General features: G+C 73.7%; 16 protein-coding genes and 3 pseudogenes. 6 read left to right on the top strand and 13 right to left on the bottom strand.

Annotated elements, in window-relative coordinates; genetic code table 11:
• Position 1: 1 nt before the first annotated feature.
• The 5 genes from BKD26_RS05195 to BKD26_RS05175 form a co-directional block, all read right to left on the bottom strand.
• A complete protein-coding gene (locus BKD26_RS05195) occupies positions 2–2,677 on the bottom strand; it encodes a SpoIIE family protein phosphatase/ATP-binding protein (protein WP_241518544.1) in 2,676 nt (891 codons plus the stop codon).
• A 176-nt stretch (positions 2,678–2,853) separates the two neighbouring features.
• Positions 2,854–3,219 carry a hypothetical protein gene (locus BKD26_RS05190; RefSeq protein ID WP_084896282.1) on the bottom strand — a complete coding sequence of 122 codons (366 nt, stop codon included), beginning with the start codon at positions 3,217–3,219 and terminating at the stop codon, positions 2,854–2,856.
• On the bottom strand, positions 3,167–5,614 hold the full coding sequence (locus tag BKD26_RS05185; protein WP_347104408.1) for a WD40 repeat domain-containing protein: 2,448 nt from the start codon (positions 5,612–5,614) through the stop codon (positions 3,167–3,169). The genes BKD26_RS05190 and BKD26_RS05185 overlap by 53 nt, the downstream gene beginning before the upstream one ends.
• A 19-nt stretch (positions 5,615–5,633) precedes the next feature.
• Positions 5,634–6,329 (bottom strand): caspase family protein, encoded by a 696-nt coding sequence (locus tag BKD26_RS05180; protein ID WP_084896278.1) that lies wholly within the window; start codon positions 6,327–6,329, stop codon positions 5,634–5,636.
• A gap of 2 nt (positions 6,330–6,331) precedes the next feature.
• Complete coding sequence (locus BKD26_RS05175; protein ID WP_084896276.1) at positions 6,332–6,763, bottom strand: hypothetical protein; 432 nt, start codon at positions 6,761–6,763, stop codon at positions 6,332–6,334.
• A gap of 167 nt (positions 6,764–6,930) precedes the next feature.
• Between BKD26_RS05175 and BKD26_RS05170 the strand changes: the two genes are divergently transcribed.
• Positions 6,931–8,043 (top strand): S1 family peptidase, encoded by a 1,113-nt coding sequence (locus BKD26_RS05170; protein ID WP_084896274.1) that lies wholly within the window; start codon positions 6,931–6,933, stop codon positions 8,041–8,043.
• Positions 8,044–8,587: 544 nt separating this feature from the next.
• On the opposite strand, the gene BKD26_RS39685 is transcribed toward BKD26_RS05170, so the two are convergent.
• The gene (locus BKD26_RS39685; protein WP_143662610.1) at positions 8,588–8,767 is read right to left on the bottom strand and encodes a hypothetical protein; all 180 of its coding nucleotides are present in this window, start codon (positions 8,765–8,767) and stop codon (positions 8,588–8,590) included.
• A 190-nt stretch (positions 8,768–8,957) separates the two neighbouring features.
• On the opposite strand from BKD26_RS39685, the gene BKD26_RS05160 reads away from it, so the two are divergent.
• Complete coding sequence (locus BKD26_RS05160) at positions 8,958–10,214, top strand: BtaA family protein (protein WP_084896981.1); 1,257 nt, start codon at positions 8,958–8,960, stop codon at positions 10,212–10,214.
• Positions 10,215–10,224: 10 nt separating this feature from the next.
• On the top strand, positions 10,225–10,950 hold the full coding sequence (locus BKD26_RS05155; protein WP_084896269.1) for a class I SAM-dependent methyltransferase: 726 nt from the start codon (positions 10,225–10,227) through the stop codon (positions 10,948–10,950).
• On the opposite strand, the gene BKD26_RS05150 is transcribed toward BKD26_RS05155, so the two are convergent.
• Both BKD26_RS05150 and hpnR read right to left on the bottom strand, forming a co-directional pair.
• Entirely contained in the window at positions 10,923–13,160 is a 2,238-nt protein-coding gene (locus BKD26_RS05150; RefSeq protein WP_084896267.1) for an MMPL family transporter, read from the bottom strand. The genes BKD26_RS05155 and BKD26_RS05150 overlap by 28 nt on opposite strands.
• A 103-nt stretch (positions 13,161–13,263) precedes the next feature.
• Positions 13,264–14,775 (bottom strand): hopanoid C-3 methylase HpnR, encoded by a 1,512-nt coding sequence (gene hpnR, locus BKD26_RS05145; RefSeq protein ID WP_084896265.1) that lies wholly within the window; start codon positions 14,773–14,775, stop codon positions 13,264–13,266.
• 231 nt (positions 14,776–15,006) lie between these two features.
• On the opposite strand from hpnR, the pseudogene BKD26_RS41075 reads away from it, so the two are divergent.
• A pseudogene (locus BKD26_RS41075) lies at positions 15,007–15,353 on the top strand (hypothetical protein); the annotation flags it as partial.
• Positions 15,354–15,599, top strand: a pseudogene (locus BKD26_RS05140) (cytochrome P450); the annotation flags it as partial.
• On the opposite strand, the gene BKD26_RS05135 reads toward BKD26_RS05140, so the two are convergent.
• From BKD26_RS05135 to BKD26_RS05115, 5 genes are all read right to left on the bottom strand, one after another.
• Complete coding sequence (locus BKD26_RS05135; protein ID WP_084896263.1) at positions 15,573–16,334, bottom strand: class E sortase; 762 nt, start codon at positions 16,332–16,334, stop codon at positions 15,573–15,575. The pseudogene BKD26_RS05140 and the gene BKD26_RS05135 overlap by 27 nt on opposite strands.
• A gap of 163 nt (positions 16,335–16,497) precedes the next feature.
• On the bottom strand, positions 16,498–16,758 hold the full coding sequence (locus BKD26_RS05130) for a WhiB family transcriptional regulator (RefSeq protein ID WP_084896261.1): 261 nt from the start codon (positions 16,756–16,758) through the stop codon (positions 16,498–16,500).
• Positions 16,759–16,842: 84 nt separating this feature from the next.
• Positions 16,843–18,015 (bottom strand): anhydro-N-acetylmuramic acid kinase, encoded by a 1,173-nt coding sequence (locus BKD26_RS05125; protein ID WP_084896259.1) that lies wholly within the window; start codon positions 18,013–18,015, stop codon positions 16,843–16,845.
• Between the two features lie 12 nt (positions 18,016–18,027).
• The gene (locus tag BKD26_RS05120; RefSeq protein ID WP_084896257.1) at positions 18,028–19,353 is read right to left on the bottom strand and encodes an MFS transporter; all 1,326 of its coding nucleotides are present in this window, start codon (positions 19,351–19,353) and stop codon (positions 18,028–18,030) included.
• A gap of 28 nt (positions 19,354–19,381) precedes the next feature.
• Complete coding sequence (locus BKD26_RS05115) at positions 19,382–20,092, bottom strand: TetR/AcrR family transcriptional regulator (protein WP_084896255.1); 711 nt, start codon at positions 20,090–20,092, stop codon at positions 19,382–19,384.
• Between the two features lie 208 nt (positions 20,093–20,300).
• Between BKD26_RS05115 and BKD26_RS40105 the strand changes: the two are divergent.
• Positions 20,301–21,739: pseudogene (locus BKD26_RS40105) on the top strand (GGDEF domain-containing protein); the annotation flags it as partial.

Genomic DNA, 21,739 nt, shown 5'->3' with positions numbered 1-21,739 from the left:
GTCACCAGGACACGTCGTCGAGCATCAGTTCCACCGGCTGCCGGGGCCCGGCGGCCGGGGACTGCTCGGTCCACATCACCTTCCCGGTCGGCGTGTACCGGGTGCCCCACCGCTCGGCGAACTGCGAGACCAGGAACAGCCCGCGCCCGCCCTCGTCGGTGGTGGCCGCCCGCCGCAGGTGCGGGGAGGTGCTGCTGCCGTCGGACACCTCGCAGACCAGGCAGCGCTCGTACAGCATCCGCACATGGATCGGCTCGGAGCCGTAGCGGATGGCGTTCGTGATCAGCTCACTGAGCATCAGCTCGGTGGTGAACCCGATGTCCTCCAGCCCCCACTGCTCCAGCCGGCGTCCGCACTCGGCGCGGACACGCGCGACCGCCGAGGGGTCGCGGGGCACGTCCCAGTCGGCGACCCGGCTGCGGTCCAGCAGGTTGGTACGGGCCACCAGCAGCGCGATGTCGTCCCGGCGGTGCGGCGGCAGCATAGCGCTGAACACGGCCTGGCAGGTCTCCTCCGGCGTCCGGTCCGGGTGGCCCGACAGCGTGTCGCGCAGCACGCGCAGACCGGTGTCGACGTCACGGTCGCGGTGCTCGATCAGCCCGTCCGTGTAGAGGACCAGCCGGGTGCCCTCGGCCAGCTCCAGTTCGGCGGTCTCGAACGGCAGGCCGCCCAGGCCCAGCGGCGGGAAGACCGGCACCTCGGGACAGTCCACGGTGCCGTCGGGGAGGACGAGCACCGGGGCGAAGTGTCCGGCGGTCGCCACACTGCACCGGCCGGACACCGGGTCGTAGATCGCGTACAGGCAGGTGGCGCCCGTGATGCCCTCCCCGTCGCCGTCGCCGCCCTCCTCCTGGTCGATCCGGGACACCAGCTCGTCCAGGTGGCCCAGCAGCTCGTCCGGCGGCAGGTCCAGCGCGGAGAAGTTGTGGACCGCCGTCCGCAGCCGGCCCATCGTGGCGGCGGCGTGCAGCCCGTGCCCCACCACATCCCCCACGACCAGGGCGACGCGCGCCCCGGGCAGCGGGATGACGTCGAACCAGTCGCCGCCCACCCCGGCCTGCGCCGGCAGATAGCGGTACGCGATGTCCAGCGCGCCCTGCTCGGGCAGGACGCGCGGCAGCAGGCTGCGCTGGAGGGTGACGGCCATGGCGTGCTCGCGGGTGAAGCGGCGGGCGTTGTCGATGGCGACGGCCGCCCGCGCGGCCACCTCCTTCGCGAAGGCGAGGTCCTCCTCCTCGAAGCGCTCGGCCCGCTCCGAGCGCCAGAAGTTCGCCATGCCCAGCACCACCCCGCGCGCCTGCAACGGCACCGTGACCAGCGAATGGATGCCGTACGCGAGGGCCTGGTCGGCCCCGGTGGGGTCCTGCGCCCGCCACCCGTGGGCGAGGTTCAGATCCGGCTCCAGCACCGCGTGCCCGCTCGCCAGGGCCGCCGCCATCGGCGTGGTCGGAACGGCGAACCTGATGAGGTCGCCCACCGGCTGGAGCGGATGGTCGTCATGGATGCCGCTCACCGCCGTACGCCGCATCTCGGTGTGCGTGCCCGTCGGCTCCTCACCGCGCAGGACGGGGTCCAGCAGCTCCACCGTGACGAAGTCCGCGAACCCGGGGACCGTCACCTCCGACAGCTCCTCGGCCGTGCGCACCACGTCCAGCGTCGTGCCGATCCGCACGCCCGCCTCGTACAGCAGCTTCAGCCGCTCCCGGGCCACCTCCGCCATCCCGGACACGGCGCGCAGCTCGGTGGTGTCCCGGAGCGTCGCGACCGTGCCGGACGCCCCGCCGTAGGGAGCGGTGGGCCGGGTGTTGACGGCCAGCAGGCGGTCCCCGGCCAGGTGCACCTCGTCGGTCACGGTACGGCCCGACGCCAGCAGCTCGGCGGTGTCCTCGTCCAGTCCCAGGCCCGTGACCGGGCGCCCCTCCGCGTCCGGCGGCAGCCCCAGCAGCCTGCGGGCCTCGTCGTTGGCGAGCGTCAGCCGCCCGTCGTCCCCGATGATGAGCACCCCTTCGCGAGCCGCGTGCAGAACGGCGTCGTGGTGTTCGTACATCCGGGTCATCTCGGTGGGGCCGAGGCCGTGCGTCTGGCGGCGCAGCCGCCTGCTCACCAGCGCCGAGCTGCCGACCGCCAGCGCCAGCGCGCCGCCCGCGGAGCCGAGGAGGACCGGAAGGTGGCGGTTGACCGCGTCGCCGACGTTCTCGATCGAGACACCGGCGCTGACCAGGCCGACCACCGAACCGTCGGTGTCGGTGACGGGGACGACGGCCCGGGCCGCGTCGTTCGGTGCCCCTTCGAAGATCTCCGTGATCGCCGTCCCCGCCGTGGCGCGCTCCACGCCTACGGCGCGGCTGCCGATCAGTGACGAGTCGTTGTCGGCGACACGGGTCCCGTCCGGCGTCATCACGGCGATGAAGTCCAGCCCGGAGCCGTCCTTGGCCTTCACCACCGAGGCCTGGAGCGCGGCGGTGGGATCGGGCGCCCTCAGCGCCTGCACGGTGCCCGGGGCGTCCGCGAAGGACTCGGCGGCGGCGAGTGACCGGTTCTGGGCGTCTTGCTCGCTGTCGTACCGCGCCTGGAACGCCAGCCCGATCACCGCGGCGGCGATCAGCAGCACCGCGACCACGATCTGCAGCAGCAGCACCTGACCGGCTACGGTGCGTACGCCCAGCAGGGACCGCATTCCTTCACCCGGCGGGCGCCGCCCCTCCCCGGGACGGGGCCGGTGCGGAGCGCTCGGCACGCGTCCCGGGGCCGGGCGGCCCGACGCCCGCCTGGTCCGTCCGAGACGTCCGCTCATGCCCCATTTCTAACATTGCATCCTGTACCGGAGCGACCCACGGCAGCCCTGGAGCACACTCAGTCACAGGAACGCCGGTGGGCCAGGTGGGGGAGCAGCACCTTCCACCGCGTCTCGTCTACGCTCAGCGGATTGGTGTGGCACAGCCGCCGGTAGATCCTGTCGGTGTCGTTGTCGACCAGGTAGGTGCTCTCCGGGCCGTGGGGCTTCACATCCTCCCCGTACGGGAGGACGGCCATGAACGGGCTCTTCCGCGGCAGCAGCCGCAGCGATTTCACGTCCTCCAGCGTGGCGACGGCCGGGGTGCGCCATCTGCCGTCCTTGTCCGCCTCCCAGATGCGGTACGGCTCGCTGGTCACCACCCGGGTGCCGTCAGGCGTGGGAGTGATGTCTTCGATGGCCCGGTCGAACCGCATCTCGGGCATCTCCCCGGGGCTTGTACGGGTCCTTCACGTCCCAGAACCGCACCGTTCCGTCGAGAAGCGCGGTCGCCAGCAGCCCCTTGCCCACCGGCTGGTACCCCCCGGACGCGGCGGGCAGCCGCGCGGCCTTGCGGGGGGTTCGGATGGCTCTCATGTCCCACAACTGGGCCCGCTGGGCACTGCCGTCGGTGATCAGCACCTGCGTCGAAGGGATGTAGGCCGCCTGCTGCTCGGCCACGCCCTCGAGTCTGCCGCCCCTGACGGGTTTCCCCGGGTCCGCCAGGTCCCAGATACGGCAGGTCCACCGGCCGGCCCACCGTGTCCTCGTCCCCTTCCACGATCCCCAGCGCGTGATCGCCCACGAAGAAGAGGCTCTCCGGCTCGGCGACCGGTGTGACCGGGATCCTGGCACGACGGACCGGCCTGGAGGCGTTCGACAGGTCCCACACGTCCGCCTGCGTGCCCGCCGAACCGGCCACCACCAGCAGCCGTCCGTCTGCGGACACCGCGGTGCGCATGTCGGAGCCCTGGACAGCCATGGCGGCCCCTGGGGCGGGCGGGCCGGATCCGCCGAGGTCCACATCCGGAAGGCGTGGTTCGTGGTTCCTTCCTCCCACCGGTGCCCCAACAGCAGGGGGCCGTCCCGGCCCGGCAGGAAGAACCGGGCCTCCCACCCCCCGGGCAGGGTGAAGTGCAGCCGGGGATCGGCCCCCTCGGCCGTGTCGGCCGCGCTCACGTCCCAGACATGGGTGCCTTCCGACGTCCCGGTGATCACGAAGCGGCCGTCGTCGCTCACCGGACTGGTGCCCGGGATGGGGTGGGGCAGGCTTCCGGCCAGCCGCGGTGCCGGGGCCCGGTCCGGCCACGCCCGTACGTTGCCTCCGACGTCACCCACCGCGAGATGGGTTCCGTCCGGGCTGTACGCCACCGACTGAGCCGGTTCCGCGCTCCGGACGGTTCCCTCCTCGGCGGGGCTGTTCAACAGCTCCGGGCCCGTCAACGTGGCGTCCCGGAGCTTCCCCCCGCCCTCCGTGCCGTTGTCCGGGGCGGCGAGCCGTCCACCGTCCGGGCGGAAGCTCAGTGACGGCAGAGCGCTGCCGTATCCCCATTGCCTGTCGAACTCGTCCTCCGGTTCGACGGCCACGAGCCGCCGCCCCTCGACCGTCCACCACCCCATGCTCCCTTCCCCGCCCGTCGCGACCACCAGGTCCCGCCGGGGATGGAACGCGACCGCCATCACGGACGGCGTGGTCGCGGTGTCCAGCAGCTGGGGCCGCGCCGGATCGTCGACGCGCCACAGGCGCACCTGAGCGGCTCCCTGCCCCTTCGCCCCGCTCCTGCCGTTGCCCGTGACGAGCAGACCATGACGCCCGAACGCCAGCGAGATCAGCTCCACCGCCGCGACGGTCCGCTCGGAGCGCAGTCGCGGGGCCGACGGCTCCGACACGTCCCACAGCCGCAGCCTGCCCTTGGTGCTTCCCGAGGCCAGCGTCCGGCCGTCGGGGCTGAAAGCGAGTGTGAAGGTCGTCCCCGCCGAGATGGCGTGTACGGCGAGCCGCTTGGGGTCCGCCGGGTCCGCGACATCCCACAGGGCGAGTTCCGTGGCCGTCTGCGCGGCCAGCAGCCGGGTGCGCGGATGGAACGCGATCGCAGCGCTGCCCTTCAGAGCCAGATGAGCCGCCCTGACCGGCGCGTTCCGCCGGGAGATGTCCCACAGCTGCACACGTCCCCGGCGCTGGCTGGTGGCCAGCACGTCACCGTCAGCGCTGTACGCGATGCCCAGGACGGGTTCCCGGACGGCTCCCGCCAGCTCCACCGGGGTCTGCGCGAGGTACGCCGCATAGAGACTGGTCCGGGTCTGGGGTGTCTCTGCCGCGCGGTAGGCGGCCAGGCTCAGGCGCAGGGCGGTCTGCGGATCCTCCTCGCGCGTGGAGTCCGCCTGGGCCGCCATCTGGTTGGCGGTCAGGACCGTCTCCCGCCCCTCCGCGTCGCGTTGGGCGCCACGGGCCAGCACGGCGAGCACGCTCGCGAGGACGGCCAGCGCGGTGACGACGGACACCGCGGCCCGGCGCACGTTCCTGGTGCGGCGCTCGGCCCGGCCACCGGCGTCGAGGAAGTCCCGCTCCACGGGCCGGATCGGCAGGACGCGGCCTCCCGGCGCGAGCTGGGCACGGGCCGCGGCCAGCTGGTCCCCGCTGTACAGGCCGCTGGCCGGCCGTCCCGCCTCGTGCCACCCGTCGGCCGCGTCGCCCAGCCGGCGGCGTACGAGCAGACCGACCCGGTCGTCGCTGATCCACTCACGCAGCCTGGGCCAGGCGTACAGCAGCGAGTCGTGACAGAGCTGGGCCTCACCCCGGTCGACGATCACGAGCCGAGCCTCGACGAGCCGGTCGAGCAGCTCCGCGGCACCAGCCAGATCACCGGTGGGGGCGCGCCGGGCCGCCCTGGAAGCGGTGGTCGAGGATCCGGTACAGGTCGAGGAGGGTGAACCACGCGGGCCCTCCCGCGTCGCCCTCGTTCAGCAGCCGCAGCAGTTCGCCGCTGAACAGGGTGTGCCGCTCGCCGGCGGGCGGGAACGACGCCGCGTAGTGCGTCGCCGAGGTCAGCAGGAAACTGCCCTCGGGGCGGGCGTAGATGAGCAGTTCGCGGTACGACTCCTGCGGCGCGGCCTCCGCGAGGCCGGAGAAGCAGCAGTCGAGGACGACCACCGGGCTCGCCGCGGCGTCCCCGAGACGTTTGCTGATCTGGTCGTACGGCACCGCGCGGACGGTGTCGTCGGCCGAGTCGGTGCCCGAGGTGGCGAGGTACAACTGCCGTCCCGGGCCCAGCAGTCCGTGCCCGACGAAGCAGAAGAGCACCACGCCGCCTTCCGAGGCGTCGATGGCGGCCTGTACGGCCGCCAGCACCTCGGTCGGACCCTCCGGATCGATGATCTCGGTGACACGGCCGTCCATGCCGCACCTCTCGCGCAACGCCCGCGCGAGGTCCCGCGCCGAGTGGGCGGCGCTGGGCAGAGCGGTGAGGGGTACTCTGCCGCCCCCGCCGTACCGCCCCGTCCCCACCACCACCGCGTGACAGTCGGCCCCGGTCAGGTCCCCCCGCCGTTCCGTCATGGTCAGGCGCTCTCCGCCGGGCCCGCCGGGCTCGTTCCATCGGTACGGTTCAGCGGCGGCGACACCGGCTGGGGCTGGGGCTGGAGTGCGTCGGCGACCCGCCGCGCCAGGTCCCCCGTGCTCTCCGCGGTCCGTCCGTTGATCCGCTCCGACGTGACGGTGACCTGTGTGCCGTCGGGCCGGGTGATCGTCACGGTCTGGTTGACCCTACGGCTCTGCAGCCACGCGACGATCGCGGCCGCCACGGCAGCCGTCAGCCCGCCCGGTGCCAGCAGGAGGGTGATGAGCTCCGGAGCACCCCCGCTCATGGTGCCGGCCTCCGGTAACCCGGGCGGCACCCGGCCGATGTGGCCGCGCAGCCCCGGATCACGCCGCAGCCACCGCCACAGATCGTCCGTCTCGACCGGTCCGCCGGCGTCCAGAGTGATACTCACGGGCCCTCCGAGTAGGGAGCCACGCACAGGGCATGCCGAGACCAACCGCGCCCGATCGTCCCCACCAGAGCTGAACACATCCGCCGCACCGTCCGTACCCAGGGGTGGACGCGTCCCCCGGTTGCCGTCGGCAGCCGGAGTCCGAACCATCAGCAGGAGCAGCGGAGTTGAGTCACAGGCGCATACCCAAGCGAACAGCCGTCCTCGCAGGAGCCGGGGCGGTCGGCATTGCCGCGGCGGCGATCCTGCTGCCCAACGCCAATGCTTCCCAGTCCGGACCCGAACCGGGGCAGGTCACCGCCAGGACCCTGAGCGCCGCGTCGGCCGCACAGGTGGCCAGGCAGCTCGGCGAGTCCCTCGGCGACTCCTACGGAGGGGCGTACTACGACGCGGCCAAGCGGCAGCTCGTCGTCAACGTGGCGGACGGCGACGACACCATGAACGCCCGCGTCGAACAGGCCGGCGCGGTCGCCCGCTCCGTACGCAACAGCACCGGCGAGCTGACCTCGGCCACGCGGACGCTGTCGCGGAAGGCGGGGATTCCCGGGACGGCGTGGGCCGTCGACCCCAGAACCAACCAGGTCCTGGTCACCGCCGACCGCACGGTCACCGGCGAGCGGTGGGACACGCTGGAGTCGGCGGTCGAGTCCTTGGGCTCGGGCATGGCCCGGATCCAGAAGTCGAAGGGCGAGTTCAAGCCGTTCGTCGACGGCGGGGACGCCATCTTCGGCGGCGGCTCGCGCTGCTCGCTCGGCTTCAACGTCACCACCCAGGACGGGCGGAGCGGGTTCCTCACGGCCGGGCACTGCACGGCCTCGTCACAGGAGTGGACGGACCAGAACGGCGCGCCGCTCGGTTCGGTGCAGCAGAGCGTCTTCCCCGGCGAGGGCGACTTCGGCCTCGTCACGTACGACGATCCGAACGCCGAGGCCCCGAGCGTCGTCGACGTGGGCGGCGGGCAGAAGCTGCCGATCGGGCAGGCGGCCGAGGCGGCGGTCGGGCAGCAGGTGTTCCGGATGGGCAGCACCACCGGGCTGCGGGACGGACAGGTCACCGGCCTGAACGCCACCGTGAACTACCCGGAGGGCACCGTCACCGGGCTCATCCAGACCAACGTGTGCGCCGAGCCCGGCGACAGCGGCGGCTCCCTGTTCACCCGGGAGGGGGACGCCATCGGCCTCACGTCGGGCGGCAGCGGCAACTGCGACGCGGGCGGCGAGACGTTCTTCCAGCCCGTCACGACCGCACTCGCCGCGGTCGGCGCCCGCATCGGCGGCTGACGCCGCAGTGTGCCGCCGGGGGGCGGGTCCATGCCCCGGCGACCGGGTGCGCCCCGCGTCCCGCACCGCTGGGTGGCGGGCCCCCGCCCCCGGCCTTCCGCGCGGCGCACCCCCCGGCGGCGTACGGGTGCCACCAGTCCCGCACCGCTGGATGGCGGGTGCACCCCCGCCCCCGGCCCCCGGCCCTCGGCGCGGTGCGCCCTCGGCGGCGTCCCGGGCGCCGCCCCGACGGCCCACAGGGTGCGGGCCGGCACACCGCGTCGACAACGGCTCGAGCGGCACGGCGCCCACCGAGCCGGGCGGGCGGGTTCCCGCCGTCGCCGTCGTGGCGGCGCCTCACTCCGCCACGACGGTCAGCGTCGGCGCGGCGGTGACGGCGACGGGTCGTTGCGGTCACCCGCTCGCGCCCGCGCCGGCGCGGCCGGCTTCGCTCCGGGACTCCACGGCGCCCCGGCGCCCGGGGGTGTTCCCCCCGGGCCCGCGCCGCCACCCCCGCGCGGCACGGCGCCCCGCGGCCGCTCGGCGCGCGAGGCGTACTGCGGCGCTAGGCGCCGGGGATCAGGAGGAGTGGCATCCAGCGGCGGCGCTCGGGCGTGTCCTGGTGGGGCGCCGGGCGGCGGGGTGGGCGCTGCCGGCCACGTACCGCCAGGGTGAGCGCGGCCAGGGTGACGGCGGTGCCGGCCAGACCCATGGGCGTCACGGCCGGTCGTCGTGGTCGTCCCATCGTGGTTCCTCCCTCGGTCGGTCCACCGGCCAGCGTCCCCCGCCACGGCCCGTGCGGCAGCCGCACGGGCCCGGACCGGCGCCGGAAGCCGCTCGCCCGGCCTAGTGCGTCACCGGCCGGGTTCGGCCGGCCGGGGGAATCCGGGTGTCTCCGCACGGGCCGGGGGGCTGGATCCAGCATGGTGAGGGTCATGCCCTCGTACCCCTCCGCCGACGTGACGCCGGTCGCCGCCCACTCCCCGGCGCTGCCGGGCCCCCGCGCGGGCACCCCGTTGGCAGGGCGGATGTTCGCCGCCCTGCACGACCGGAAACTGGTCTACAACGCGTGCTGGGAGGACCCGGCGCTCGACCGCGAGGCCCTCGGCCTGGGCCCCGACGACCACGTCCTGGTCATCACCAGCGGCGGCTGCAACGCCCTGGACTACCTGCTCGCCGGAGCCGGCCGGGTCACCGCCGTCGACGTCAACCCCCGCCAGAACGCCCTGCTGGAGTTGAAGGCGGCCGGCATCCGGCGGCTGTCCCACGCCGAGTTCTTCGAACTGTTCGGCGCCGGTCGCTCCGTACGGGCCCGCGAGATGTACCGGGACGCGCTGCGCCCCGACCTGTCTCCCTTCGCGCAGCGGTACTGGGACGGCTACATCGACGCCTTCGCCGGCCGGGGCTGGCGCAACTCCTTCTACTACCGGGGCACCTCCGGCTTCCTCGCGAAGGGCCTCATGCTCTTCCTGCGACGCTTCCAGGGCCTGGGCCCGCACCTGGAGGAGCTGCTGGCCGCCCCCACGCTCGCGCAGCAGCGGCACATCTACGAGTCCCGGCTGCGCGACAAGCTCTGGTCGGCGGCCCGGCTCGCCGCCCAGCCGCTCGCCCTGAACCTCGCCGGGGTGCCGCCCGAGCAGCGCCGCGAGATCGCCGAGGAGTACGCGGGCGGGACGGCCCAGCTCGTCCACGACGGGTTCGACGCGATCTTCGGCCGGCTGCCCATCGCCGACAACTACTTCTGGCGCGCCTACATCACCGGCTCGTACACGGCGACCTGCTGCCCCGAGTACCTGAAGGCCGCCAACTTCCCCCGCCTCCGCGACGCCCTGCCGCGCCTGGACCTGCGGACCACGACCGTCACCGGGTTCCTCACCGAGGCGCGGCCCCGGCCGGACGTCTCCAAGTTCGTGCTGCTGGACCACATGGACTGGATGGGCTGGCGCGACCAGCCGGCCCTGGCCGAGGAGTGGCAGGCCATCATCGACGCGGCACGGCCCGGCGCCCGCGTCATCTACCGCAGCGCCGGGCTGCGCACCCGCTACCTCGATCCCGTACGCGTCGTCCACGAGGGCCGTACGCGACGGCTGACGGACCTGCTCCACCGCCACCCGGAGCTGGCCGCCCGGCTGCACGAACAGGACCGGGTGCACACCTACGGCAGCTTCCACATCGCCGACCTGCCGAACTGAGGGGGCGCTCATGGGAATCCACTCCGAGCTGCGGGTCGTCCGCCACATGGCCTTCCCCCGCGTCACGGGCGCGACGCAGGCCGAACGCATGGAGTCCCTCTACCGCCCCACGGCCCACGTCTACGACGCCTTCCGCGAGCACCGCCTGCTGCACGGCCGCCGCGACCTGGTGGGCATGCTCCCCACCGCACCGGGAAGCCACCTCGTCGACATGGGCGCGGGCACCGGCAACAACATCGAGTACCTCGGCGAGCGGCGCCGCGGGGAGTGCCGGCGGATCACCCTCGTCGACGTCTCGGCCTCCATGCTGGACGTGGCACGCCGGCGCGTCGAGCGGTCCGGCTGGGACAACGTGGAGACCGTCCTGGCGAGCGCCACCGACTACCGTCCGCACGAGCAGGCCGACATCGTCATGTTCTCCTACGCGCTGACGATGATGCCCGACTGGTTCGCGGCCGTGGACCACGCCCACGCCATCCTCCGGCCCGGCGGAACCATCGCCGTCTGCGACTTCTACGTCTCGCGCAAGCACCCCGCCGACGGCGTCCGGCACGCCGCGTGGCGGCGGCACCTGTGGCCCGCCTGGTTCAGCCACAACAACGTCTTCCTCTCCCCGGACCACCTCCCCTACCTCCGCGCCCGGTTCAGCACCGTCCAGGTGCGGGAGAGGCTCGCCCCGGTGCCGTACCTGCCGGCCCGCGTGCCCTACTACCTCTTCATCGGCACCAAGGACTGAAGGGCGGGGCGGAGGGCCGGCAGCCACCAGTTGGCCCGGCCGAGCAGCGCCATCAGGGCGGGCGCCAGCAGCAGCCGGATCACCGTGGCGTCGACGAGGACCGCCACGGCCAGACCCACCCCCACCACCTTCAGCAGCAGCAGACCGGACGCCGCCAGCGCGGCCATGACGACGATGACGACCAGCGCGGACGCCGTGAACAGACCGGCCGTACGCTGCACGGCACGCGCCACCGCCTGCCGCGTCGACGCACCCGCCTCGTGCTCCTCCACGGTCCGCGACAGCAGCAGCACCTCGTAGTCCATCGACAGCCCGAACGCCACGCACAGCACCAGCACGGGTACGACGGTGTCGGTCACCCCCGTCACCGTGAAACCGCCCAGCCACCCGCTCAGGTGCCCCTCCTGGAACACCCACACCATCACCCCGAACGTGGCGCTCAGGCTCAGCACATTGAGGACCAGCGCCTTCAACGGCAGCACCACACTGCGCGTGCACCACCCCAGCAACAGCAGCGTCACCACGGCGATCAGCGACAGCGCCGGCACCACCCCGGCCCGGATGGTGTCCCCCAGGTCCGCCAGCCACGCCTGTGTGCCGCCCACCAGCGCCGGCACCGGGGAGGAGACGGCCCGCACCGCCCGTACCACCTCCGCGCCCTCCGCCGTCTCCGGACCGACGTCGGTCACGACGGCCGCCCACACACCGGCCGGCGAGGCGTAGCCGTGCCCCGCCTCCGGGGCTCCCACGCGCCCGCCCTCCCGGTACGTCCCCGTCGCCGTCTCCACCCGCGCCACATGCTCCAGCCGGGCCAGCCGCCGGGCGTAGCCGTCCAGCGCGAAGGCACCGGCCCGGGCGTCCAGCCCGGGCAGCGCCACCTGCACGGGGTGGAGCGCGTGGTGGTCGAAGTCCCGGCGCAGCGTGTCCGTCGCCTGCCGCGTCGCCGAACCGGCGGGCAGCGCCCGGTCGTCGAACGTACCGAACCGGGCACCCGCGAACGGCAGCACCAGCGCGGTCAGCACGGCACCCAGCACCAGGACCACCGGCACGGGCCGGCGCATCACCGCGTACGCGACGCGGTACCAGCGGCCGCCGTCCGGGGCGGCCCAGGGCCGGCGTCGGCGCACCGACAGCGCGTCGATCCGCGGGCCCAGCAGGAGCAGCGCGGCCGGCAGCGCGGTGAGTGCGAGCAGCGCGCTCAACGCCACCACGGCGATACCGCCGTACGCCACGGAACGCAGCATGTCCAGTGGGAACACCAGCAGCGCCGCCAGGCTCCCCATCACCGTCAGCGCCGAACACACCACCGTACGGCCCGTGCTGCACACCGTCGCCACCAGCGCCCGGTGCACGGCCTCGCCCGGGTCCCGCTCCTCGCGGTACCGCGCCCGCTCCTCCCGGTAGCGGGCCAGCATGAACAGGCTGAAGTCGACCGCCAGCGCGAACCCCAGCGCCGTGGTCAGGTTCAGCGCGATCACCGACACCGTCGTCAGACCCGACAGCCCGCTCAGGAAGGCGGCGGCCCCCACCACCGCGCACAGCCCGACCAGCAGCGCCAGGCCCGCCGCGACGACACCCCCGAAGACCACGACGAGGACGGCCGCCGTCAGCGGCGCCGCCAGCAGCTCCGTACGGTGCAGGTCCAGCCGGCTCTGCCGCTCGATGGCCAGCCCCACCGGCGTCGGCCCCGTCGCGGCGACGGTCAGCGGACCGTGGCGACCCGTCAGCTCCTTCAGCAGCGGCTCGACGTCCTTGTGGGCGGTCGCCTCACTGCTCGCGACCCGCAGCAGCACCAGTGCCGCCCGCCCGTCACGCCCGCGCAGCGAGGCGGGGCGCTGCGGCCAGTACGCGCGCACCCCGACCACCTTCGGCAGCGTGCGCGCCCGCTCGGCGAGCAGCGTCCCGGCGCGCACCGCCGCCGGATCGTCCACCGAGCCTTGGGCCGTCGCCACCAGGGTCACCGTCGGGCTGCCGCCGCGGAACGCCGTGGAGAGCGTGTGCTCGGCGCGCGCCGACTCGGCGCCCGGCGCCGTCGTACCGCCGTGGTAGAGGTTCTCGTTCACGCCCACGGCCGCCACCGCGGCGACCAGCAGCGCGCAGCCGGTGAGCAGCAGCGTACGGACGGGGAAGCGCAGCACCAGCTCGGCGAGGGAGCCCAGCGGGTCGGTGGGCAGCAGGCTCAGGCGCCGTTTCACGAACCCGGACCGCACACGTGTCTCCTCGCCTGGACTGGGACTCCTCAACCTTCCACACCGGCCACCGGTACGGACCGTGCGACCCGGCGGGTGTACTCGGACGGAGGAAGGCACGGGGTCAGACGCCGTCGGGCTCCGGGTCGGCCTGCGGGCGGGCATGGGAGGCGGCCCTCGTATGGATGAACAGATCCTGCCGGCCGGGCGGCGTGGCACGGTGCTTGGGCAGCGGCAGCTCGTACCGCACATGCTTGCGGTGGTCCGCCAGCTGGCGCTGCACGTTGTAGACGCTGCCGAACTTCCACAGCATGCGCGCGAAGTTCGTCTGGCCCCGGGCGAGGTTGCGGCCCAGCACGCTCATGGCGCCGATGGCGTTGCGCAGCCCGAGGTGCTTGCGGTTGAGCACGGCCTGGGTGCGCACCAGCTCCCGGTAGAACTCCTCCAGGGGGAGCGTGGTGGGCACGACGGCGTGCTGGATGTCGAAGAGCCGGTAGTCACGGGTCGTCAGCTGACGGGCCTCGGTGTGCCAGATCTCCGTGCCCGGGTACGGCGTCATCACCGTCAGGTGCACGATCTCCGGTACGGACAGGGCGAACTCCCGTACGAGGCGGAAGCGTTCCGCGTCCCAGGCGGGGTCGACGATCAGGTTGATGGCCACCATGATGCCCAGTCGGCGGGCCGTCTCCAGGGCCTTGAAGTTGTCGTCCGGGCTCACCCGCTTGCGGTAGAGGTCCAGCCCCTCGGCGTCGAGCGCCTCCATGCCGAGGAACATGTAGCGCAGGCCGAGCCGGGTCCAGCGGGCGAAGACCTCCTCGTTGCGCAGCAGGACGTCGCTGCGGGTCTCCAGGTAGTACTGCTTGCGGATGCGCCGGCGCTCCAGTTCGGCGGCGATACCGTCGCCGTGCTCCGGCCGGATGAACGCCACGTCGTCGACGATGAAGACGTTCGGCTCCCGGATCGACGCCATCTCCTCCGCCGCCGCCTCGGGGGACGCCTTGCGGTAGCTGCGCCCGTAGAAGGTCCACGCGGAGCAGAAGGAGCAGTCCCAGGGGCAGCCCCGGGTGAACTCGATCGAGGCGCAGGGGTCCAGCTCCCCGATGAAGTAGCGGTTGCGCTTGCGCATCAGGTCGCGGGCGGGCCGGGGACTGTCCAGGCTGTCCAGCAGTTTCGGGGCCGGTCCGCGGCCCTCCGCGCACACCACACCCGGGACGTCCTTCAGCCCGCCGTCGCGCGCCGCCGCCAGCAGCGGCTCGACGGCCGGCTCGCCCTCGCCGCGTACGATCGCGTCGACCGCGCCCTCGGCCTGCTCCAGCACGTGCTCGGCGATGAACGACACGCTGTGGCCGCCGAGGAAGACGAAGCACCCCGGGGAGGCGGCCTTGGCGTGGTGGGCGATCTCGATCGCCTCGGGGATGTTGGCCAGGTAGTTCAGCGAGATGCCCAGCGCCTGGGGCGCGAACGACTCCAGCTCGCGGTCGAGCAGGTCGCGGGTGAGGACCTGGAGGTCCACCACGCGTACCTCGTGACCGGCGTCGCGCGCCGCCGCGGCCACCCGTTCCAGACCCAGCGGCTCGAGTCGCAGGAAGATCTCCGAGTACATCAGGGCACTCGGGTGAACCAGCATCACGCGCATCTCAGTCTCCAGCCGACGGCGGCACAGGGCAGCTACGTGAACCATTTCTGCCCCTTTGCCCAGATTTCTTGCTGGAGCCACGCCGGGACCGCACCTTCGTGCGAGGAAACCGGCGGCGCGCCCCGTCACCCCGGAGGGCGGTCTTGTGGGGGCGCCGGGCAGGGGCCGAGGCAAGCCGTCCGGCCGTCCCCTCCTGCTGCCTGCTGACTCCCGCTGTCGATCGGAGCGACCGTGGCCCCTTTGCTCCCGCCCCACCAGCGGATCGGCGACGGCCCTCACCGGGTCCTCGCCGTCCACGGCCGGCTCGCCGACCGGGCCGCCTACGGCCCGTCCTCCCCGACCTCGACCGCACGGCGTTCAGCTACGCCCTCGTGGACCTGCGCGGATACGGGGAGGCCAAGGACGCCCCCGGCGCGTACACCACCACCGAGGCCGCCGCAGACCTGCTCGGCTGCGCTCGAGCAGGGGGGACCCTCCGGGACGCCTGGCTCGACCGCATGGTGCGCCGCTCCCTCGAACGCAGCGATCCGAGGGCCTTCCGCGCCTGGCTCGACTCCTGGGCGCACGAGGACTTCCACCCGCACCGCCTGGACCTGGCCCGCTCGCCGAACCCGCACGTGTCGTTCGGTGACGGCCCGCACGTGTCGTTCGGTGACGGCCCGCACGTCTGCCTCGGCGCGCACTTCGCCCGGCTCCAGCTGCGGGTCCTGCACGAGGAGGTGCTGCGCGTGCTGTCGCCGTACGAGCGGGCCGGGCCGCCGAGACGGCTGGTCTCCCGCTTCATCAGCGGCCTGAAGTCACTGCCCTTGCGCCTTCTTCGATGAGACGAGCACACCCACCTTGTCGATACGGTGCTCCGGGTTGCCCTTGGCGTCCCGCCAGAAGTTCCCGGCCGCGTCGTCCTCGGGCGTCGCGCACGTGGAGACGGTGATCATCGCCTTGGTGGGCCGCTCGCCCGGCTTGCCCGGGACCGCGGCGCGCTGCTCGGCCAGGGAGCGCTCGGAGCGGAAGGACGTCTTGCGCGTCTCGGTGATCCGGTACTCGTGCACCGTGCCGCCCGACGTGACGAGGACCGAGTCGCCCTCGTCGAGGGCCGGGAGGTCGCGCAGTGGGCCGCCGGCGGAGAGGCGATGGGCCGTGACGAGGTAGTTGCCGATCTCGCCGGGGCCCACACCGCCGTCCGGCCCGTACGGGCTGGCGGCCGCGCCACGGTTCTGGATCCTCGTGCCCGGCCAGTCGTCGGTCGTCCCCTCGTACGGCACGACCCGCAGATCCTCGACACCGATGGCCGGGATGGCCACCACGGCGGCCCGGGTGCGTGCCGTCTCGCTCGGCGACGGCTCGGGGGAGGGCGCGACCGGGGCGGCGGGTGCCACGGGTGTCGCAGGCGCCGCGGGCGCTGGGTCGGCGACCGCCGCTGCGGTGGGCGTACCCGGGGCAGGGGCGGCCGGGGGTGCCGTGAGGCGCTCGGCGGCGCCGCTGCCGCCGGCGGCACAGCCGACGAGCACGACGACGAGCGCGCTCGTGAGCGCGGCGGAAACGGTTCGGGCTTTGAGCATGAGATTCCGGATCGGTAGCCGGGAGGTGTCGGCCACCTCTCTGGACATGGGCGGCCGCTATACGGCCACACCACCGTAAACCGGTCAGGTGTTCCCTGAACAGACCCACGAACGCTCCGTCGCGTTGTCGAAACGCACGGTCACGACACCCCTGGGCCGCACCTCAGCCGGTGCCCCGCGAAACCCGGCGGGCGGCGCGGCGGCGCTTCAGGGCGTGCCGCTCGTCCTCGGTCGTGGCGCCCCAGACGCCTGCCTCCTGGCCGGACTCCAGCGCCCACTCCAGGCACGGCTCCCGCACGGGGCAGCGGCGGCAGACGGTCTTCGCGTCCTCCGCCTGGAGGAGGGCCGGGCCGGTGTTGCCGATGGGGAAGAAGAGGTCGGGGTCCTCGTCGCGGCACACCGCCTGCTGGCGCCAGTCACTCATGGAACTCTCCCAGTCCGTCGATTGGTTCGTCCCTTCCGGGTCGCCGCGAGAAGAGGGGCTGAAACAGATCGACGCCGGATGATGTCAACTGCCGTACACCCGAAGCCGTACGGGGGCGGTGGCCGCCGGCTCCGGCAGCCGCAGCCCGTGCCGGCCCGGCGTGAGCGAGCCCAGCACGCTCGGGTGCCGCGCGCCGGTGCACGCCGTAACCGTCCCGGCCAGCCCATGGACCGTCAGGAACCCGAGCACCGCGAAGGCGTACGCCTCCTTCGCGGCCGACGGCAGCCCCAGCTCGTCCGAGCCGCGCAGCGGGATGCCGCCCAGTTCCGTACGCAGCATGGCCATCAGCACCGGGTTGCGGGTGCCGCCGCCCGAGGCGACGACCTCGCTCGCCCGTACGGAGCGGACGGCATCGGCCACGGTCCGGGCGGTGAGCAGGGTGAGCGTGGCGACGACGTCCTCGGCGGGCAGCGCGTCGTGCCCGGCCAGGGCGGCACGCAGGTAGGGGAGGTGGAACAGCTCCTTGCCCGTCGTCTTGGGAGGCGGCTGCGCGTAGTACGGATCGTCCAGCAGCCGCCGCAGCAGCGCCTCGTCGACCCGGCCCCGGGCGGCCAGGGCGCCGTCCTCGTCGTACCCGAGCCTGCCGCCGGTGACGTGGTGCACGGCCGCGTCGATCAGGGCGTTGCCGGGCCCCGTGTCGAACGCGGCCGGCGGCCCGGTCCCGGCGGCCACGGTGATATTGGCGATGCCGCCGAGGTTCAGGGCGACGGGCACGCCGGGGCGCCCGCGCAGCCACAGGACGTCGACGATGCTGACGAGCGGTGCGCCCTGGCCGCCGGCGGCGACGTCGCGGGCGCGGAGGTCCGACACGACCGGGCGGCCCGTCGCCTCGGCGATCCAGGCCGGCTCACCGAGCTGGAGGGTGCCGTACACGGTGCCGTCCTCGGACCAGTGGTAGACGGTCTGCCCATGGGAGGCGATCAGGTCGGCGCGCCCGTCGCACAGCTCCGCGTCGACCCACACGGCGAGCGACGCGAACACCTGGCCGATACGCGTGTCGAGCCGGCACACCTCCTTCATGCTGGTGGTCGCCGGGGGCAGGGCCGCGGCCAGGGCGGCACGCAGCTCGCCGGGATAGGGGGCGCTCACCATGCCCAGGGGCGTCAGTACGAGAGTGCCGGCGTCCAGCGACAGCTCGGCGGCCGCGGCGTCGACGGCGTCGTACGACGTACCCGACATCAGCCCGATGACCCGCATGACCCTCCTGGCTCAGTCGCGCAGCGCGCGGCGGTGGTCGTCGCCCCGCAGTGCGGCCAGGGCGAGGGTGCTGACCGCGCACGTGGCGGCCACGTAGTACGCGGGGATGTCGATACTGCCCGTCCGTTTGATCATCTCGGTGATGACGAGGCCCGCGCAGCCCGAGAACACCGCGTTGGACAGGGCGTACGCGAGCCCCAGGCCCGTGTACCGGACGCGGGTGGGGAACATCTCGGCGAGCATCGCGGGCCCCGGCCCCGCCATCAGCCCGACGACGGCACCCGCCGCGCACACGGCGAGGCCCTTGGCGGCCGTCGGGGCGGCGGGATCCTGCAACAGGTTCAGCAGCGGGAACGCCGACAGCGCGGCCACCACCGCACCGGACACCATCACCGCGCGCCGCCCCACCCGGTCGCTCAGCGCGCCCGCCGGCAGGATCGCCGCCGCGAAGCCCGCGTTGGCCAGCACGGTGGCGACCAGCGCCTGCTGGAACGTCGCGTCCAGGACGCTCTGGAGGTACGACGGCATGACGACCAGGAAGGTGTACCCGGCCGCCGACCAGCCCATCAGCCGGCCCACGCCCCGCACGATGGCCCTGACCGTCTCCCGTACCGGAGCAGCGGCCGCTTCACCGTGCCGCCGCCGGAACGACGGCGTCTCCTCCAGCCTGAGCCGCAGCCACAGGGCGGCCAGCCCCATGGGCAGCGTCAGCAGGAACGGCAGCCGCCAGCCCCACGACCCGAGCTCCGCCTCGGACAGCACGGTGGCGAGGACGGCCGCCACCCCGGCGCCGCCGAGCAGGCCCAGCGCCACGGTGAACGACTGCCACGCCCCGTACAGGCCACGCCTGCCCGGCGGGGCGAACTCCGTCATCAGCGACACGGCGCCGCCGAACTCCCCGCCGGCCGACAGTCCCTGGACGATCCGCAGCAGCGTCAGCAGCCAGGGCGCGGAGGCGCCGATCGTGGCGTACGTCGGCAGCAGACCGATCAGCGTGGTGGCGGCCGTCATCAGCAGCACCACCAGGATCAGCGTCGGGCGCCGCCCGATCCGGTCGCCGACGCGGCCGAAGAGCGCCGCGCCCACCGGCCGGAAGAAGAAGGCCAGCGCGAACGACGCGTAGGTCCTGATGAGCGCCTCGGCGTCGCTGCCGCCCTCGGGGGTGAAGAAGTTGGCGGCGATGATCGTGGCGAAGAAGCCGTAGACGCCGAACTCGTACCACTCGATGAAGTTGCCCACCGAGCCCGCCACCAGCGCTCTGCGCGAGCGGGGCGGCCCGGTGGACGCTCCCGAGGGGCCCGCGGCCTCCTCTGCGGGACCGTGCACGGAGGTCGTCATACGGTGCCCTTCCGGCGGTGTCGACCGACTACGTCATCGGTTCCCTTCCCGGCCCGGTGAGGAAACGGTCCAGCAGTGCGTCGAGGCCCACGGCGAGGACTTCCTCACCCGCGCGCTCCGCGAGGGCGGGCACGGTGGCGCGCAGATGGGGCAGCTCGTGCACGGGCATACGGTGCAGGCCCAGCCGGATGGCCGGTTCCGGCTCATCGGGGTCGTCCACCACGGCGGTCAGCTCCACGAAGACGTAGCCGAGGGCCCAGGCGATCACGGCCCGGTAGGCCAGCTGCGTACGGTGGTCGTCGAGCCCGGCGCGGGCCAGCAGCGCCAGGAGGCGTTCCTGCGCGCGCAGCACCGCCTGGGGGCGGCGGGACAGCGGCACGGCGAGCATCCGGGTTGCGAGCAGCGGGACCACGTGCGGGTGGCGCAGCGAGACGCGGTGGATCCCGCGGACCGTGCGGTGGAGCTCGCCGCGCCAGCCGGTCTCCCCCGCGGCCTCGTCCAAGGTGTCCAGGAGCTCGGTGAACACCGCCTCGACCAGCCCGTCCAGCAGCGCGTCCTTCCCCGCCGCGTACCGGTACAGGGCCATCGCCTCCACGCCCAGCTCCGCCGCCAGCCGCCGCATGCTCAACGCCGACAGGCCCTCCCGGTCGACCAGCGCGAGCGCCGTGGCCAGCACCAGGTCCCGGCTCAGCCGGCCACGCCGACGATGTCGCCGCCCGGAAGCTGCCTGCTCGGGCATCCCTTGACCCTCGTCACGTATCGGAGCAGGGTGTACATATACGTCGTAAATATACCCGTTCGGACGAATCTAGACCCACCGGCAGGTCCCCGTGGAGCCGAACACACGTCTGGAACACTGGCTCCGGCCGAACGGCAGACGGGTGCCGGACCGAGGGCCCGGCCCGGTCACCGGCCGGAGGAAGCCACCGGTCTCCGCACACCGCCTGATGGTGGCGTACGTCCTTTTCGTAATCCCCTTCACCGTCGTGTACCTGACGGTTCCGGAACGGCACACGAGCATGTGGGCCGTCATCGGGCTGGCCGGCGTCGTGGCGATGCTCGTCGGCATCCGCCTCCACCGGCCCGCGAGACGCTGGCCATGGCTGATGCTCGCCGCCGCGAACCTCACCTTTACGGCCGGGGACACCACCTACAACATCCTCGAAGCGGCCTTCGGCCAGACCAACCCGTTCCCGTCGCTCGCGGACGTCTTCTACCTCTCCACCTATCCGCTGTTCGCCGCCGGGCTCTTCGGGTTCATCCGCTACCGCACCGAATCCCGCGACCTCGCCAGCCTGCTCGACGCGCTCATCCTCACCTCCGGGCTGGCCCTGCTGTCCTGGGCGCACCTGATCAACCCGCTCACCATGGCCGGCGGCGAGACCTGGATCCAGCAGGCGGCCGCGCTCGCCTACCCGCTCGGCGACGTACTGATCCTGGCCATGCTGGTCCGGCTGCTCACCCTCGGCGGCACGCGCGAGCGGTCCCTCCAGCTGCTCGCCATCGGCACGTTCGGCATCCTCACCTCGGACGTCCTGTACGGGCTGCTGCAACTCCAGGGCACCTGGCAGGTCGGCACCTACATGGACCTGGGCTGGGTGGTGTTCTTCACCGCCTGGGGCCTGGCCGCCCTGCACCCGTCCATGGTGCGGCTCACCGAACGGGCGCCCCAGCCCGGGCCCGGCCTCGCCAAGCGCCGCCTCGCCGTCCTCGCCGGCGCGTCGCTCATCGCGCCCGCCATCCTGCTCTCCGAGGCCCTGCTCGGCACGGTGCGGGACGCCGCCGTCATCGCCGTGTTCTCCGCCGTCATGTTCCTGCTGGTGATGGCCCGGCTGTGGGAGCTGGTCTCCCAACACCGCAGGGCCGTCACCCGCGAACGGAGCCTCCGCGTGGCCGCCGCGTCGCTCGTCGGCGCGGTCACGCCCCGGGACGTCGCGCGCTGCGTCGAGGAGGCCGCCACCACCCTGTTCGGCCCGGGCGTCCAGCACGAGGCGGTGCTGCTCGCGGTGGACGCCGACCGGCGGCTGCGGCCGGTCACCTCGTCCGGCCGGGCCTGGACCCGGCACCTGGACCTCCCCGCCGACGCGCTCGGCACCGTCTGCACGCCCGCCCCGCCCCCCACCGGCACGTCCCCCGACGCGGAACCCCCGCCCCCGGCGGTCACGCCGCCGCCCGACACGACACTGGGGCCCGGTGCCCCGCGCCCGGCTGCCCCACTCGTGGGCGCGGGCCCCCCGGGCGGGCGCGCCCCGGCCCCCGGCGCCCCGCGCCCGGCGGGCGCCCCCCTCGGCGCGGGCGCCCCGGCCCCGGCGGACCGGCCGGCCCCCGCCGGAGCCCCGGGCCGCGCCGGAGAAGCCCCCCGCGCCGGCCGCGGCCCCGGCCCCCC

Origin of the sequence: Streptomyces sp. CB03238, assembly GCF_002099185.1 — a bacterium.
Taxonomy (GTDB): domain Bacteria; phylum Actinomycetota; class Actinomycetes; order Streptomycetales; family Streptomycetaceae; genus Streptomyces.
This window is presented reverse-complemented; position numbering and strand designations above follow the sequence as displayed.